This is a genomic window from Achromobacter sp. UBA4530, from assembly GCF_002388205.1.
In the GTDB taxonomy this organism is placed as follows: Bacteria; Pseudomonadota; Gammaproteobacteria; order Burkholderiales; family Burkholderiaceae_B; genus Achromobacter; species Achromobacter animicus.
In genome coordinates this window covers 102,844-118,852 of the sequence record NZ_DGMA01000002.1, presented here as the reverse complement: position 1 = coordinate 118,852, position 16,009 = coordinate 102,844, and the positions used below count along the sequence as shown (strand labels likewise).

Sequence of the window (16,009 nt, the reverse complement as noted above, 5' to 3'; positions counted from 1 at the left end):
CACCATAGGAACCTTCTTCCGGAGCATCGATACCTCTCATGTCTGACAGCTTGTCCCACCCGGCCGCCGCGACACCGCACCAGCCTGCGGACCGCGTGCTCATGACCCTGAAGACGCGCGGACCGCAATCCATCGCGGTCATCGCGCGCGCCATGGACGTGACGGCCGAGGCGGTGCGCCAGCAGATGACGCGCCTGCATGCCGACGGGCTGGTCGACTTCGAAAGCCAAAGCGCGGGCCGCGGCCGGCCCACCCAGATATGGTTCCTGACCCAGGCCGGCCATGGGCGCTTCCCGGACACGCACGCCGAGATGACGGTGCAGATGATCGCGGCCGTGCGCCAGGTGTTCGGCGATGACGGCATCGACAAGCTGGTGCAGGTGCGCGAAGGCGCCATGCTGAATGTCTACCAGCAGGCGATGCAGGACGCGCCGGACTTGAAGACACGGCTCGCGCGCCTGGTCGACGTGCGCAGCGCCGAGGGCTACATGGCGGAACTGCGTGAAGACGGCGCGGATTTCGTCTTCATCGAGAACCACTGCCCCATCTGTTTCGCGGCCAAGGCCTGTATGGGCTTTTGCCGCAGCGAGCTGGAACTCTTCCGCAAGGTGCTGGGCGAGGGCGTGCAGGTCGACCGCGAAGAACACATCCTGGCCGGCGCGCGGCGCTGCGCCTACCGCGTCAGCCAGCGGCCATGACGCTCAAGCAGCTCGAGGCCTTCTACTGGGCCGCCACCTGCGCCAGTTTTGCCGTGGCGGCCGAGCGGCTGCATCTGTCGGTGTCTTCGCTGTCCAAGCGCATCACGGAACTGGAAGAAGGGCTGGGCCAGCCCCTCTTTGACCGCAGCGGCCACAAGGCCGTGCTGACCGACGCAGGCCAGCGCCTGCTGCCGCAAGCGCGCGGGCTGCTTGCCACGGCCGACCAGATCCGCGCCTCCATGACCGAAATGCCGGGTCTGCGCGGCCGTTGCCGCTTCGGCGTCGGCGAGCTGACGGCGTTGACCTGGCTGCCGGGGTTGATACGCGCCGTGCGCGCGGCCTACCCGGAGCTGGTGCTGGAGCCGTACGTGGACATCGGCCAGGTGCTGGAACAGCGCGTCGCGGACGGCGAGCTGGATTTTGCCGTGATCGCCGGCCGGTCTTCCCGCGCCGGCATTGCGTCATCGCCCATCGGCGAGGCGCACTTCTCCTGGGTCGCCGCGCCCTCGGTGCTGCAACCGGCCGACACCGGCATGACGATGGCCTTGCTGGCCCGGCTGCCGCTCGTGACCTTGCCCGAAGGCGCGGGCACCACGCGCATCATCGACGACTGGCTCGGCGGACGCGAATCCGCGGGCGAGCGCCTGTGCTGCAACAACTGGGGCGCCATCGTCGGGCTGCTGATCGAGGGCACGGGCGTGGGGTTGCTGCCCAGCCATTGGGCCGAAAAGCTCCAGGCCGAAGGCAGCCTGCGCGTCCTGCACGGCGAGCCCGAACTGGCCGCCTTGCCCTACGCCTTCCAGTACCGGCGCGACGACGCCCGGCCGCTGGTCGCCATGCTGCGCGACACGGTCGCCGCGTCGGCCGATTTCTCGGCCCCTTGCCGCCTGCCCTGAGCCATTCGTCCGCAAGGCGGCCGCCACGGGCGTATAGTGGGCGGCGCGTCACCCGCCGGTCTATACAATCGCCGCGCGCCTGGCGCAGAATCCAACAACAAACAGCGTGCGCACGAGGGGGATGGGCCCGGCGATGCGGCGCGTCCCGGGGTCTGTTGCTCCCAGCCAGGCGGTGCCTCCGCGCACGAGACGACAGATCCTGACGGAATCGACGGAGATCATTCATGCGTAAACTTTGCCTCGCCATGGCCATGGCGGGAATGCTGGCCACCGGATTGGCGAACGCCCAGTCCACGCTGCGTATCGGTCTGCAGGACGACCCGGACGTGCTGGACCCGGCGCGCGCCCGCACCTTTGTCGGCCGCATCGTGTTCGCCTCGTTGTGCGACAGGCTGGTCGACATCACCCCCGACCTGAAGATCGTGCCGCAGCTTGCGCAATCCTGGACCGTCGGCCCGGACAACAAGACGCTGACCTTCAAGCTGCGCACGGATGCCGTGTTCCACGATGGCACCCCCATCAACGCCGCCGCCGTCAAGGCCAACCTCGACCGCGCCCGCACGCTGCCCGACAGCAACCGCAAGAGCGAGCTGGCCACCGTTGCCAGCGTGGACGCGCCCGACGAGCACACCGTGGTGCTGAACCTGTCGGAGCCGGATGCCTCGCTGCTGTCGCAGCTGTCCGACCGCGCCGGCATGATGATTTCGCCTGCCAGCTTCGACAAGGACCCCGGCGGCAAGCCCGTGTGCTCGGGCCCGTACCAATTCAAGGAGCGCGTGCAGAACGATCGCATCGTGCTCGAGAAATTCCCCAAGTACTGGGACGCGGCCAACTACCACTTCGACCGCCTCGTCTACACGCCGATTCCGGACAACACCGTGCGCCTGAACAACCTGCGCGCCGGGGACCTGGACATCATCGAACGCGTGGCGCCCAGCGACGCCAAGGCCGTCAAGGATGACGCCAGCCTGCGTCTGGCGCCGGTCACGGGCCTGGGCTTCCAGTCCATCTCCGTGAACCTGGCCAACGGCGCGCGCGCCGATCATCCGCTCGCCAAGGACAAGCGCGTGCGCCAGGCGCTGGATCTGGCCATCGATCGCGACGTCCTGAACCAGGTGATCGGCGAAGGCATGTTCCAGCCCGCCCACCAGCCGTTCCCGCCCGCCAGCTTTGCGTACAACAAGTCCTTCGACCGCCCGGGCCGCGACCCCAAGAAGGCGCAGGCGCTGCTGAAGGAAGCCGGCTACGACCGCGTGAAGGTCGAAATCACCTTCGGCAACAACACCACCATGCAGCAGGTCTTCGAACTGGTGCAGGCCATGGGCGCCGAAGCAGGCTTCGACATCTCGCTGCGCCCAGTCGAGTTCGCCTCGCTGCAATCCTCGCTGGCCCGCGGCGACTTCCAGATCGGCCAGAGCGGCTGGTCGGGCCGTGTCGATCCCAGCGGCAACATCCACCAGTACCTGAGCTGCAAGGGCAACCTGAACGACGGCAAATTCTGCGACCCCGCCGTCGACAAACTGCTCAACGACGCCCGCGCCGAAGCCGACACGACCAAGCGCCGCGCCATGTACGACCAGGTCCTGGCCGCGATGCAGGACCAGCGTCCGATTATCTATTTGTTCTACCTGCCCTGGACGTTCGGCGTGCAGGCCAAGGTGGACGGTTTCGTCCCGTACCCCGACGGTCTGATCCGTCTAAAGGGCGTAAAGAAATAAGCCCACCCCGTACCCGCTGACGCGGGCCCCCTCAAGGGGGCGACACCAGCGGACCGGCGGAGCCGGATCCGCGGTGTCCCGGATGGCGTCACTTGCTGCTGTGGGGCGTCTCGGTGTCAGACACCCGAATCGGTCTTACATCCCAACATCAGGACCCACCATGTTTACGACTCGCCCGGAAATCCTCGGCACCTTCGGTGTCGTGACGTCCACCCATTGGCTGGCCAGTTCGGCCGGCATGTCGCTGCTGGAGCGCGGCGGCAATGCGTTCGATGCCTGCGTCGCCTCGGCGTTCGTGCTGCAGGTGGTCGAACCCCATCTGGTCGGCCCGGCCGGCGAAGTGCCGGCCGTGTTCTATTCGGCCCGCACCGGCAAGGTCGAGGTCTTGTGCGGGCAGGGCACCACGCCCGCCGCGGCCACGCTGGAACGCTACCGCGCCGAAGGCCTGAAGCTCATTCCCGGCAACGGCCTGCTCGCCACCGTGATCCCCGGCGCGTTCGATGCCTGGATGCTGCTACTGCGCGACCACGGCACGATGCGCGTGCGCGACGTGCTCGAACCCGCCATCTATTACGCGGAACACGGCCATGCGCTGATGCCGCGCATCTCCAACACCATTGCCGGCCTGAAGGACTTCTTCGAAACCCACTGGCCGACGACCGCCCAGGTCTACGTGCCGGGTGGGCAGGTGCCGCAGGCCCGCAAGCTGTTCCGGAATCCGGCATTGGCCCGCACCTGGACCCGCGTGCTGCAAGCCGCCGAAGGCGCCGGCGCCGACCGCGAGCGCCAGATCGAGGCCGCGCGCGACGCGTTCTACCGAGGTTTCATCGCCGACGAGATCGACCGCTTCGCCCGCAACACCGACGTCATGGACGAAAGCGGCGCCACCCATCGCGGCGTCATCACGGCCGACGACCTGGCCGGCTGGTCCGCCAGCTACGACGAACCGCTGACCTATGACTATCACGGCTACACGGTCGCCAAGGCCGGCGCCTGGAGCCAGGGCCCGGTCTTCCTGCAGACACTCGCCATCCTGAGAGACATGGACCTGGCGGGCGTCAGTCCCACCAGCGCCGAATTCATCCACCGGGTGACCGAGGCCATGAAGCTCGCCTTTGCCGACCGCGAAGCCTATTACGGCGACCCCGCCTTCATCGACGTGCCGCTCGCCCATCTGCTGTCCGACGCTTACAACGCCGAACGCCGCCAACTGATCGGGGAGGGCGCGTCGCACGACCTGCTGCCCGGCCAGGTGCCCGGCTTCGAGGCGCAGGTCGCGCGCGTCATGGACACGCTCGAGCGCCTGTCGCCCGTCACCGCGCCCGGCAGCGCCACGAACGAACCGACCCTTGCCGATATGCGCGCGTCGGCCAAGCGCGGCGACACCACACACGTGGACGTGATCGACCGCTGGGGCAACATGATCTCGGCCACGCCGTCCGGCGGCTGGTTCCAGTCCTCGCCGGTCATTCCGGAATTGGGCTTCGGCCTGAACACCCGGGCCCAGATGTTCTGGCTTGAAGAAGGCCTGCCCGGCACGCTGGCGCCGGGCAAGCGCCCGCGCACCACGCTGACCCCGTCGCTCGCGCTGCGCGACGGCAAGCCGTACCTGGCCTTCGGCACGCCGGGCGGCGACCAGCAGGAACAATGGCAACTGCTGTTCTTCCTGCGTCACGTGCACCACGGCCTGAATCTGCAGGAAGCCATTGACCTGCCCATGTCGCACACCATGCACTTTCCCACTTCCTTCTACCCGCGCGACCGCAAACCCGGTCATCTGGCGCTGGAGGCCAGCTTCGGCGCCGAGGTCATTGCGGCGCTGCGCCAGCGCGGCCACCAGATCGAAGAACTGCCCGAGTGGTCGGCCGGCCGGCTGACCGCCGCCTCGCGTGACGCGGACGGACTGCTGCATGCGGCCGCCACGCCGCGCCTGATGCAGGCGTACGCCGTCGGCCGTTGAACGGACGGCGCACGCTTTCTTACAAAGCGTGCGCCGTGCGGCGTCTTGCGGCGGTTTACCCGCTTAGGGTATGTTTGTCGCATGACGCCATCCGAGCAGAGCCCGGCAACAGCGGCTCGACCCCTTACGGGAAAAGAACCCTTATTCATCGTCCTCAATAAAGGATCGGGGCGCGGCGACGCGCAGGTCTTGCAGGACACCATCCGGACAATCCTTAACGAGGCCGGGCGGCGCTACGAACTCATGCCGGTCGGCGATCCGTCGCGGCTGACGGACGTGGCGCGCCAGGCGGTCAAGCGCGCCCAGGACGAGCAGGGCGTCGTCATCGCCGCGGGCGGCGACGGCACGCTCAATGCCGTTGCGTCCACGGTGCTGGGACAGGGCGTGCCGTTCGGCATCCTGCCGCAAGGCACCTTCAACTACTTCGGCCGCACCTACGGCATTTCGCAAGAAACCGAGGTGGCGCTGCGCGGCTTCCTGCAAGGCACCATCCGGCCCGTTCAGGTCGGCCTGCTGAACGGCCGACTGTTTCTCGTTAACGCCAGCCTCGGCCTGTATCCGCAACTGCTCGAAGACCGCGAGGCCTACAAGCAACGCTACGGGCGCAGGCGCTGGGTTGCGCTGTGGTCAGGCCTGGTCACGCTCTGGCGCCAACCGCGCCAGCTCGGGTTGCAGCTCGAATTCGAGGGCAAGTCGCGCAGTCTGCGGTCGCCGACGCTGGTCGTGGGCAACAACAAGCTGCAACTGGAACACATCGGCATCGAGAACGACGAGCTCGACCGCAATCGGCTGATCGCCATGGCGGCGCGGCCGGTGGGCACGCTGGCCCTGTACGGTCTGCTGGTGCGCGGTTTGCTCAGCCGGATGGGCGACGCCGAGAACGTCATCAGCTTCGCCTTCGACAAGCTGACGGTCGGTGTGCGCGGGCGCCGCCGGGTCAAGGTGGCGATGGACGGCGAGATATCCTGGATGGACACGCCGCTTGAATTCAAGGTGGCGAGCGATCGCCTGCCCCTGGTGGTGCCGGCGGACCCCGAGCTTCTGGATCGCTCATGACGCGGATCCTGCATTTGTCGGACACCCATTTCGGCACGGAACGCAAGGCGGTCGTCGAAGCCGTGCTGGACCTGGCGCGGCAGTTGTCGCCCGATCTGGTGGTGCTCAGCGGCGACATCACCCAGCGCGCGCGCCGCAGCCAATTCGCCGCCGCACGCCGGTTCATCGAGCGTCTGGCGCTGCCCGTGCTGGCGGTACCCGGCAATCACGACATCCCGCTGTACAACGTATTCGCACGCGCCCTCAATCCCTACGGCAACTACAAGCGCGCGCTGGGCCCGATCCTCGAGCCCGTGTTCGAAAACGATGGCGTGCTCGCCATCGGGGTGAACACCACGCGGCCAAAACGCCACAAGGATGGCGAGATCTCCGATGCGCAGATCGCTCGCGTCGCCCAGCGGCTGCGCCAGGCCCGGCCGGGCCAGTTGCGCCTCGTCGTGGCACACCACCCGGTGCGCGCCAAGGTCGAATCGGACCTGTCCAATCTGCTGATCGGCCGGGAGCGTGCGCTGTCGGCCTGGGCCCAGGCGGGTGTCGACCTGGTGCTGGGCGGTCACATACACTTGCCCTACGTGCTGCCGCTGACCGCGCCCACCGGACCGGCCGGCTGGATCGTCCAGGCCGGGACGACCTGCTCGCACCGGGTGCGGGGCACCGTGCCCAACTCGCTGGGCGTGATCACCCGCTCTGAAGAGGAAGGCCAGCAGGTCTGCCACGTCGAGCGGTGGGATTACGCGGCGGGCGCGCATGCCTTCGCGCCGGTCGACAAGACCCTGGTCTCGTTGTAGCAGGGGGCGCGGCCCCCGCGCACCTTTCTTTTTGATGGCGCATACATGACCGATGTCTACGCGGCATGGGCCGCAGCCCATGCCCTCTCTTTGTTTGTCGCGCTGCCGCTGGTCGCGGGCGGCGTGGCGCTGCTCTTCATGCGCTGCCATGGCCGCCTGTCCGGCAACGGCCGTGCCGCGCTCTTCGCCGCGACGGCGGGCATATCCTTTGCGTTGTTTCTGGCGCTGGCCCTGGCCGTCGAAAGCCGCGGGACGATCGTGGCGTTCGACAGCGCGCTCGCCAATGCGCTCAGCATGTCCATGTCGACGTCCATGCTTTGGCTGCTGTCCTGGATCACGTATCTAGGTGACCGCAACCTGCTCACGGTCGTCGCCGTGTTGATGACGCTTGCGCTGCTATGGAGCGGGTCGTGGCAGCTCGCGCTCTTCTGCGCGGTCGCGACCGGCCTGAACGGCGCGCTGAACTGGCTGTTCAAACACACGTTCGAGCGCGTGCGGCCCGACCACGATCACGGCTACGCCATGGCGACCGGTTGGAGCTTCCCCAGCGGCCACTCTTCGGCGGCAATGGCTGTGTACGGCACGGCCTGCTACCTGATGTGGCGATTCGCGCCACCCGCGTGGCGTCTGCCCTGCGTGGCGTTCATGGCCGCGCTCATCATGGCCATCGGTCTCAGCCGCATCCTGCTGCAGGTGCATTTTGCGAGCGATGTCGTAGCCGGGTTCGCGGTCAGCCTGGGATGGCTGGTCCTGTGCGTGGCGGCCGTCGAACGGCTGCACGTGTCAGGCAGGACGGTTCAGCGCGTCCAGTAGGCGCGCCTCGATGCCGTCCGCGGCGGGCGCCTGCATGGGCGCGCAGGTGTAGCGCCCGCCCGCGCAGGCGATCGCGCGGTCAAGCTGCCGCATCCGGTCGGCGGGTGGCGGGTCCAGATCGATGATCAACTTGCCGGCAATGGGCGCAGTGACCTGTCCGTCGCTGAAGCGTTCCAGCGTGCGATCGATCTCGCGCTCCCGGGGCAGGGCCAGCACGATGGTGTCTGACTCCGCCAGGGCTTCGCGCGCCGAGGTCGCCAGCGTCGCGTTGCCACGGAAATCTTCGCACCGCTCCGCCTCGATGTCATAGAGGGTCAGCGCAATGTCGGGCTCGGCGGCCAGCAGCCGCCGCGCGGCCATCGTGCCGATCCTGCCCATGCCGACGATGCTGACGCGCGGACTCATGGCTTGGGCACCGACCACGTGCTCACGATATGCGCGACCGGCTCGTCCGAGCCTTCGCCGGTCAGCACGACTTCGCCCGCGGAAAGCCGGCCCACCTTGAGCAGCCGGGCATGCGCATGGATGGCGCCTGCCGGACTTTTGCGCAGGAAATTGATGGTCAGGCTGGCCGTGACCGCGTGGGCCTGCCCGGTGGCGCCCACGACTGCCGCATACATGGCCAGGTCGGCCAGTCCCATCAGCATTGGTCCGGCAACAATGCCGCCCAGCCGCTGGTGCGCGTCGCGGGCGGGCAACACGGCGTGCGCCGAGCCGTGGCCGATGTGCAGCACATCGATCCCCAGCAGCATCGAGAACGGATGCTGGTCGGCAAGCAGCACGTGAAAGTCGGCAAGGCTGATCTGCGGCGCGCGCGCATCGGCGGCGAGGGCGGTTGCGGTCATCGTTGTTCCAGGGCGTGGCAATAGTTGTCCAGCAGCGCATCGGCCTGCTGGCCCAGCGACTTGAGGCGGCGGGTGTGCACCAGCAGCAACAGTCCCATCAAATAGGTGAACACGTTCATCTGCTCGGCCTGAACGGTCTCGTCCCGCCAGCCTTTTGTGCGCGACAGCGCCTGGCCGATCAGATCGATACATTGCCGCAACCGGCCATTGAGCTTTTCGTCCATGTCCCGGCCCAGCCCCCGCGGACCCAGTCCCTGGAACAGATACATCCCCAGCGAAAAATCCGTGCGCCGATGCGCGTAGTACGCAAAAAACGCCCCGATCACGCCGCGCGCGGCCGACTGCGGCGTCTCGGCATTGCCCGCCTGCGCCAGATGCGCGTGCAGCCGTTGCAGCGATCCGTCCAGCAGTTCCCCGTAAAGCGCCTCCTTGCCGGCGAACCAGGGATAAATGGCGCCCGTCGTGCAACCTGCCTCTTTGGCGATGGCCCGGATCGTCGTCTTTTCCAGACCATCCCGTTCAAACACGCGCTGCGCGGCGTCCAGGATGATCTGCCTGCGCAGGGCGCTCAGGCGTTCGTTGCGGTCGGCACGAGGGGAAGGGGTGGACATGGCGCTCAGCGGCTATACGGTGCCAACGATCATATCGACGATTTTTATTAATAACAACGTTATTAGCGCCGCACGTGATTACGATGATCTTCAGTGCCGGCATCATCCCGGCCGCTCCGGTTTAGCGCTGCATGGCAGCCGGAGCCGCGAAGAAAGTAGCGTGATAAATGGGTTTTGGAATTGCCCGGAAAATTGGGGGCAGGGCCGAAAGTCGCATGGTTGCGCGCTCGGGCAGTTCGGTAAGGGAAAGCCCTAGCGTTGCGCGGCAAGCATCAGCGGGATGTTGCAACTTCCCAACAAGCCTGTCGCAAACCAGCACTTTTCTGATGCCGACCATAGCCAGTCCCCCCGATTTTTGATGCAATAGCGTCAACTTCCCTTCGCGGAGTTAGGGGGGCGGCAGGCTGGTTTGCTGGATTGCTGCTCTTGTCACTCAAATCAACGGAGATTTCTTAAATGAAAAAGACTCTGCTCGCTGCCGCCCTGCTCGCCGGTTTCGCCGGTGTCGCCCAGGCAGAAACGTCTGTCACCCTGTACGGTATCATCGACACGGGCCTCGGCTACAACCGTATCAGCGGTGCTGGCGATGCTGTTAACGGCAGCCGCTTCGGCATGATCAACGGCGTCCAAAACGGTTCGCGCTGGGGTCTGCGTGGTTCGGAAGATCTGGGTGACGGCCTGCGCGCTGTTTTCCAACTGGAATCGGGCTTTGACTCGGGTAACGGCCGTTCGGCTCAAGGTGGCCGTCTGTTCGGTCGTCAAGCCACCGTCGGTCTGGCCAGCGACAGCTGGGGCCAACTGGACTTCGGTCGTCAAACCAACATCGCTTCGAAGTACTTCGGTTCGATCGATCCGTTCGGCGCTGGCTTCGGTCAAGCTAACATCGGTACCGGTCTGAGCGCCGCCAACACGCAGCGCTACGACAACATGGTCATGTACCAAACCCCGTCGTTCAGCGGCTTCCAATTCGGCGCCGGCTACTCGTTCAGCGCCGACGACACGAAGACGACCGAAACCGGCTTCAAGACCGCCGACAACACCCGCGCCATCACCGCTGGTCTGCGCTACGTCAACGGCCCGTTGAACGTCGCTCTGTCGTACGACCAACTGAACGCCTCGAACCGTCTGACGACCGAAGCTACCGACGCCACCCCGCGTTCGTACATGATCGGTGGTTCGTATGACTTCGAAGTGGTCAAGCTGGCCCTGGTCTACGGCCGCACCACCGACGGCTGGTTCGCTGGCCCCGGCGTGAACGGCAACTCGATCCTGTCGGCAACCGCCAGCGGCATCAGCAACGTGTTCGCTGACGGCTTCAAGGCCAACTCCTACCTGGTCGGCCTGTCGGCCCCCATCGGTGGCGCTTCGAACGTCTTCGGTTCGTGGCAGCGTGTTGACCCGTCGAACGACAAGCTGACGGGCGACGATGCCAATATGAACATCTACTCGCTGGGCTACACCTACGACCTGTCCAAGCGTACCAACCTGTACGCCTACGGTTCGTACGCCACCAACTACGCCTTCCTGGACGACGTCAAGTCGACCGCCGTCGGCATCGGTGTGCGTCACCGCTTCTAATCCAATGCAGGGCGCAAGCCCTGTGTGGATTTAAAGCAAAAGCGAACGGGCCTCGGCCCGTTCGCATGAACCACCCCTTTGGGGGTGGTTTTTTTTCGTCTGCGCACTGAATTCAGGCATACTACGGCTTCGTGTCGTTCGAGCCGCACATGCTCGACATGCACCGACGAAAGCTGCAATTGTTCCATTTGAGGAATGCAGTCTTTCGCCTGCTATTCAAGCTACAGAGTTCAGCCGGAAGTAACCGCGCGAATGCTACAATCCTAAGGTTTGCGCATTTGACGGACGCCTGAATGAACCTGCAACAGTATTTTCCCGTCCTGCTGTTTATCGTAGTGGCCACCCTTATCGGGTTCGCGCTTCTAACGGCCGGCTCCCTCCTTGGCCCGCGGCGTCCTTACGCTGAGAAGCTCTCGCCTTACGAGTGCGGCTTCGAAGCGTTTGAAGATGCACGCATGAAGTTTGACGTGCGCTACTACCTCGTGGCGATTCTGTTCATTCTTTTCGACCTGGAAATCGCGTTCCTGTTCCCGTGGGCCATTGCCCAGGGCACCGTCGGACTCGTCGGTTTCTGGACGGTCATGGTTTTCCTCGCCGTGTTGACCGTCGGCTTCATCTACGAATGGAAAAAGGGCGCGCTGGATTGGGAGTGACCTTCGGGTTCATTTCACAGCACGTTATCAGAGACGAATATGGCTATAGACGGCATTCTCAAGCAAGGGTTCATCACCACCAGCGCCGACAAGTTCCTGAACTGGGCGAAGACCGGTTCGATGTGGCCCATGACCTTCGGTCTGGCCTGTTGCGCGGTTGAGATGATGCACGCGGGCGCAGCCCGCTATGACCTGGACCAATTCGGCATCATCTTCCGGCCCAGCCCGCGCCAGTCCGATCTTATGATCGTTGCCGGCACGCTGTGCAACAAGATGGCGCCCGCGCTGCGCAAGGTCTACGACCAGATGCCCGAGCCGCGCTGGGTGGTTTCCATGGGCTCCTGTGCCAATGGCGGCGGCTACTACCACTACTCGTATTCGGTGGTGCGTGGCTGTGATCGCATCGTACCGGTAGACGTCTACGTGCCGGGCTGCCCGCCCACGGCCGAGGCGCTGGTCTACGGCTTGCTGCAAATGCAGAACAAGATCCGTCTGACCAACACGATTGCGCGCTGATGCTTCGTCAGGTCCGATGGCAGGCCTCAGCCGCCTCGAACCTGCGAAACCAGCGTATCGGTTCACCTAAGCGTACAAGATGATGACCAGGCTCGAATCCCTGAAAAACAATTTGCAGACCACCCTCGGCGCGGACATTGCGCTGACCGAGGCGCTGGGCGAGCTGACGCTCGAAGTGCCCGCGGAGCAGTGGTTCTCCGTCTGCAACAAGCTGCGCACCGAAGCCGGCCTGCGCTTTGAAACCTGTATCGACCTCTGCGGCGTCGACTACCTGACCTGGGGCAACGGCACGCGCCAGATGCCCGAGGAAACCAACGTCCGCATCCACCGCTCGCGTTATGCCGTGGTGGCGCACCTGCTCTCCCTCGAGAACAACTGGCGGCTGCGCGTGCGCACGTGGGCGCCTGACGACGAGTTCCCGATGGTCGCCTCGCTGATGGAATGCTGGCCCACGGTCGGCTGGTTCGAGCGCGAAGCCTTCGATCTGTACGGCATCGTCTTTGAAGGCCATCCGGACCTGCGCCGCATCCTCACCGACTACGGCTTCATCGGCCATCCGTTCCGCAAAGACTTCCCGCTGTCGGGCACCGTCGAAATGCGCTACGACCCCGAGCAGCGGCGCGTCATTTACCAGCCGGTCACGATCGATCCGCGCGAGATCACCCCGCGCGTGGTGCGCGAAGACACCTACGGCATGGGGCGTTGAATCATGGCAGACATCAAGAACTACACCCTGAACTTCGGTCCTCAACACCCTGCCGCGCACGGTGTGCTGCGCCTGGTGCTCGAGCTTGACGGCGAAGTCATCCAGCGCGCCGATCCGCACATCGGCCTGCTGCACCGCGCCACTGAAAAACTGGCCGAACACAAGACCTACATCCAGGCGCTGCCCTACATGGACCGCCTGGACTACGTGTCCATGATGTGCAACGAGCACGCCTACGTCATGGCCATCGAAAAGCTGCTGGGCGTCGAAGCCCCGCTGCGCGCGCAGTACATCCGCGTGATGTTCGATGAAATCACGCGTCTGCTGAACCACCTGATGTCGCTGGGCTCGCACGCCCTGGACGTGGGCGCGATGGCGGTGTTCCTGTACGCCTTCCGTGAACGCGAAGACCTGATGGACTGCTACGAAGCGGTCTCGGGCGCGCGCATGCACGCGGCCTACTACCGGCCGGGTGGCGTCTATCGCGACCTGCCGGATTCCATGCCGCAGTACGGCGACTCCAGCAAGTTCCGTGGCGACAAGGAAATGCGCGTCATGAACGAAGCGCGTTCGGGTTCGCTGCTGGACTTCATCGAAGACTTCACCAACCGCTTCCCCGGCTGCGTCGACGAGTACGAAACCCTGCTCACCGACAACCGCATCTGGAAGCAGCGTCTGGTCGGCATCGGCGTGGTCGATCCCGAGCGCGCCAAGGCGCTGGGCTTTACCGGCCCGATGCTGCGCGGTTCGGGCGTCGCCTGGGACCTGCGCAAGACGCAGCCCTACGAAGTCTACGATCTGCTTGATTTCGACATCCCCGTGGGTGTCAACGGCGACTGCTACGACCGCTACCTGGTCCGCATCGCCGAGATGCGCCAAAGCAATCGCATCATCCGCCAGTGCGTGGAATGGCTGCGCAACAATCCCGGCCCGGTCATGATCGAGAACCACAAGATCGCCCCGCCGTCGCGTACCGCCATGAAGACCAACATGGAAGAGCTGATCCATCACTTCAAGCTCTTCACTGAAGGTTTCCACGTGCCCCCGGGCGAGGCGTTCGCCTCGGTGGAGCACCCGAAGGGCGAATTCGGCATCTATCTGGTGTCCGACGGCGCCAACAAGCCTTACCGCCTGAAGATTCGGGCGCCTGGCTTTGTCCACCTGCAAGCGCTGGATGAAATGTCGCGTGGCCACATGATCGCCGACGCCGTCACCATCATTGGCACGCAGGACATCGTTTTCGGCGAGATCGATCGCTGATCCGCCCAGACAGTCACGAGCACGCCCGCATAACCCGGATTCAAACTATGCTGCTTTCCGAACAGGCCTACCAGAAAATCGACCGTGAACTGGCCAAGTTCCCGGCCGACCAGCGGCAGTCCGCCATCATGGCCTCGCTTGCCATCGCGCAAGAAGAGAAGGGCTGGTTGGCTACCGAAGTCATCGAAGACGTGGCCAACTACATTGGCGTTCCGCCCATCGCGGTCCAGGAAGTCGCCACGTTCTACAACATGTTCGACGTCAAGCCCGTCGGCAAGAACAAGATCGCCGTCTGCACGAACCTGCCCTGTGCCTTGCGCGACGGCGACCGCGCCGGCGAATACCTCAAGCGCAAGCTGGGCGTCGACTATCGCCAGACCACCGAAGACGGCCAGTTCACGCTGGTCGAAGGCGAGTGCATGGGCGCCTGCGGCGACTCCCCCGTGCTGATCGTGAACAACAAGCATATGTGCGTGCGCATGACCGACGAGAAGCTGGACGCGCTGGTCGCGGCCCTCAAGCAGCAAGGAGAGTCGGCATGAACGCGCCTGACCTGTACAAGCAGTTCGCGCAGGGGCTGGATCCCAACCCCCTGAACGACCTGTCCAACTCGATGGCCCTGCACGGCCGCCACCTGCAGCCGCAGATCATGGCCGACGTCGACGGCGCCAACTGGCGCCTGGCCGACTACGTCAAGCGCGGCGGCTACGAAGCCCTGAAAAAGATCCTGACCACCGGCATGAAGCCGGAAGACGTGATCGCCGAAGTCAAGGCGTCGGGTCTGCGCGGCCGTGGCGGCGCGGGCTTCCCGACCGGTCTGAAGTGGAGCTTCATGCCGCGCGCCTTCCCGGGCCAGAAGTACCTCGTCTGCAACTCCGACGAAGGCGAGCCCGGCACGTTCAAGGACCGCGACATCCTGCGCTTCAATCCGCACATCGTGATTGAAGGCATGGCGATCGCGGCCTACGCCATGGGCATCAGCGTCGGCTACAACTACATCCACGGCGAAATCTTCGAAGTCTACGAGCGCTTCGAAGAAGCGCTGGAAGAGGCGCGTGCCGCCGGCTTCCTGGGTGACCGCCTGTTCGGTTCCGACTTCAGCTTCCAGCTCCACGCTTTCCACGGTTACGGCGCCTACATCTGCGGCGAAGAAACCGCGCTGCTGGAATCGCTGGAAGGCAAGAAGGGCCAACCGCGCTTCAAGCCGCCGTTCCCGGCCAGCTTCGGCCTGTACGGCAAGCCCACCACCATCAACAACACGGAAACGTTCGCGGCGGTGCCGTGGATCATCCGCAACGGCGGCCAGGCCTACCTGGAAGTCGGCAAGCCGAACAACGGCGGCACCAAGCTGTTCTCGATCACCGGCGACGTCGAGCGTCCCGGCAACTACGAGATCCCGCTGGGCACCCCATTCTCGACGCTGCTGGAACTGGCTGGCGGCATGCGCGGCGGCAAGAAGCTGAAGGCGGTCATCCCCGGCGGCTCGAGCGCCCCGGTCCTGCCCGCCGACATCATGATGGAATGCACGATGGACTATGACTCCATCGCCAAGGCCGGCTCGATGCTCGGCTCTGGCGCTGTGATCGTCATGGACGAGACGCGCTGCATGGTGAAGTCGCTGCTGCGTCTGTCGTACTTCTATTTCGAGGAAAGCTGCGGCCAGTGCACGCCGTGCCGCGAAGGCACCGGCTGGCTCTACCGCATGGTGCACCGCATCGAAAACGGTCAAGGCCGTCCGGAAGATCTGGAGCTGCTGGACAACGTGGCCCTCAACATCATGGGCCGCACCATCTGCGCCCTCGGTGACGCCGCCGCCATGCCCGTCCGTGGCTTCCTCAAGCATTTTCGCGACGAATTCGCGCACCACATCGAGCACAAGTCTTGTGTGGTCCCGCAATATCTGTAGGTCTC

At 65.0% G+C, this 16,009-nt stretch carries 17 protein-coding genes; 14 read left to right on the top strand and 3 right to left on the bottom strand.

Annotated features, from left to right (window positions below; translation table 11 throughout):
* Positions 1–38 precede the first annotated feature (38 nt).
* From B2W22_RS01145 to B2W22_RS01115, 7 genes are all read left to right on the top strand, one after another.
* Positions 39–698 (top strand): helix-turn-helix transcriptional regulator, encoded by a 660-nt coding sequence (locus B2W22_RS01145; RefSeq protein WP_175123027.1) that lies wholly within the window; start codon positions 39–41, stop codon positions 696–698.
* On the top strand, positions 695–1,594 hold the full coding sequence (locus B2W22_RS01140) for a LysR family transcriptional regulator (RefSeq protein ID WP_175123026.1): 900 nt from the start codon (positions 695–697) through the stop codon (positions 1,592–1,594). The genes B2W22_RS01145 and B2W22_RS01140 overlap by 4 nt, the downstream gene beginning before the upstream one ends.
* Positions 1,595–1,818: 224 nt before the next feature.
* Entirely contained in the window at positions 1,819–3,312 is a 1,494-nt protein-coding gene (locus B2W22_RS01135; RefSeq protein ID WP_175123025.1) for an ABC transporter substrate-binding protein, read from the top strand.
* Positions 3,313–3,472: 160 nt separating this feature from the next.
* Entirely contained in the window at positions 3,473–5,272 is a 1,800-nt protein-coding gene (locus B2W22_RS01130; RefSeq protein ID WP_175184210.1) for a gamma-glutamyltransferase family protein, read from the top strand.
* An 81-nt stretch (positions 5,273–5,353) separates the two neighbouring features.
* The gene (locus B2W22_RS01125; RefSeq protein ID WP_286935955.1) at positions 5,354–6,328 is read left to right on the top strand and encodes a diacylglycerol/lipid kinase family protein; all 975 of its coding nucleotides are present in this window, start codon (positions 5,354–5,356) and stop codon (positions 6,326–6,328) included.
* Complete coding sequence (locus B2W22_RS01120; protein WP_175123022.1) at positions 6,325–7,116, top strand: metallophosphoesterase family protein; 792 nt, start codon at positions 6,325–6,327, stop codon at positions 7,114–7,116. The genes B2W22_RS01125 and B2W22_RS01120 overlap by 4 nt, the downstream gene beginning before the upstream one ends.
* Before the next feature lie 45 nt (positions 7,117–7,161).
* Positions 7,162–7,929, top strand: coding sequence for a phosphatase PAP2 family protein (locus B2W22_RS01115; protein WP_175123021.1), 768 nt, complete (start codon positions 7,162–7,164; stop codon positions 7,927–7,929).
* Here B2W22_RS01115 and B2W22_RS01110 read toward each other — a convergent pair.
* The 3 genes from B2W22_RS01110 to B2W22_RS01100 are packed head-to-tail and all read right to left on the bottom strand — an operon-like array spanning position 7,900 to position 9,385.
* A complete protein-coding gene (locus tag B2W22_RS01110) occupies positions 7,900–8,334 on the bottom strand; it encodes an NAD(P)-binding domain-containing protein (protein ID WP_175123020.1) in 435 nt (144 codons plus the stop codon). The genes B2W22_RS01115 and B2W22_RS01110 overlap by 30 nt on opposite strands.
* A complete protein-coding gene (locus B2W22_RS01105) occupies positions 8,331–8,774 on the bottom strand; it encodes a PaaI family thioesterase (protein WP_286935954.1) in 444 nt (147 codons plus the stop codon). Before B2W22_RS01105 ends, B2W22_RS01110 begins: the two co-directional genes overlap by 4 nt.
* Positions 8,771–9,385, bottom strand: a complete 615-nt coding sequence (locus B2W22_RS01100) for a TetR/AcrR family transcriptional regulator (protein WP_286935953.1) — start codon at positions 9,383–9,385, stop codon at positions 8,771–8,773. Before B2W22_RS01100 ends, B2W22_RS01105 begins: the two co-directional genes overlap by 4 nt.
* A 456-nt stretch (positions 9,386–9,841) precedes the next feature.
* Between B2W22_RS01100 and B2W22_RS01095 the strand changes: the two genes are divergently transcribed.
* The 7 genes from B2W22_RS01095 (at position 9,842) to nuoF (ending at position 16,004) form a co-directional block, all read left to right on the top strand.
* Entirely contained in the window at positions 9,842–10,963 is a 1,122-nt protein-coding gene (locus tag B2W22_RS01095) for a porin (protein WP_175123017.1), read from the top strand.
* Between the two features lie 293 nt (positions 10,964–11,256).
* On the top strand, positions 11,257–11,616 hold the full coding sequence (locus B2W22_RS01090) for an NADH-quinone oxidoreductase subunit A (RefSeq protein WP_006217959.1): 360 nt from the start codon (positions 11,257–11,259) through the stop codon (positions 11,614–11,616).
* Positions 11,617–11,655: 39 nt separating this feature from the next.
* Positions 11,656–12,132 (top strand): NuoB/complex I 20 kDa subunit family protein, encoded by a 477-nt coding sequence (locus B2W22_RS01085; RefSeq protein WP_006217960.1) that lies wholly within the window; start codon positions 11,656–11,658, stop codon positions 12,130–12,132.
* Positions 12,133–12,211: 79 nt separating this feature from the next.
* Positions 12,212–12,838 (top strand): NADH-quinone oxidoreductase subunit C, encoded by a 627-nt coding sequence (locus B2W22_RS01080; protein ID WP_175123016.1) that lies wholly within the window; start codon positions 12,212–12,214, stop codon positions 12,836–12,838.
* Positions 12,839–12,841: 3 nt separating this feature from the next.
* The gene (locus tag B2W22_RS01075) at positions 12,842–14,098 is read left to right on the top strand and encodes an NADH-quinone oxidoreductase subunit D (protein WP_175123015.1); all 1,257 of its coding nucleotides are present in this window, start codon (positions 12,842–12,844) and stop codon (positions 14,096–14,098) included.
* 47 nt (positions 14,099–14,145) lie between these two features.
* Positions 14,146–14,640, top strand: coding sequence for an NADH-quinone oxidoreductase subunit NuoE (gene nuoE, locus B2W22_RS01070; protein ID WP_056321718.1), 495 nt, complete (start codon positions 14,146–14,148; stop codon positions 14,638–14,640).
* Positions 14,637–16,004 (top strand): NADH-quinone oxidoreductase subunit NuoF, encoded by a 1,368-nt coding sequence (nuoF, locus tag B2W22_RS01065; RefSeq protein WP_175123014.1) that lies wholly within the window; start codon positions 14,637–14,639, stop codon positions 16,002–16,004. The genes nuoE and nuoF overlap by 4 nt, the downstream gene beginning before the upstream one ends.
* The last annotated feature ends 5 nt before the right edge of the window (positions 16,005–16,009 follow it).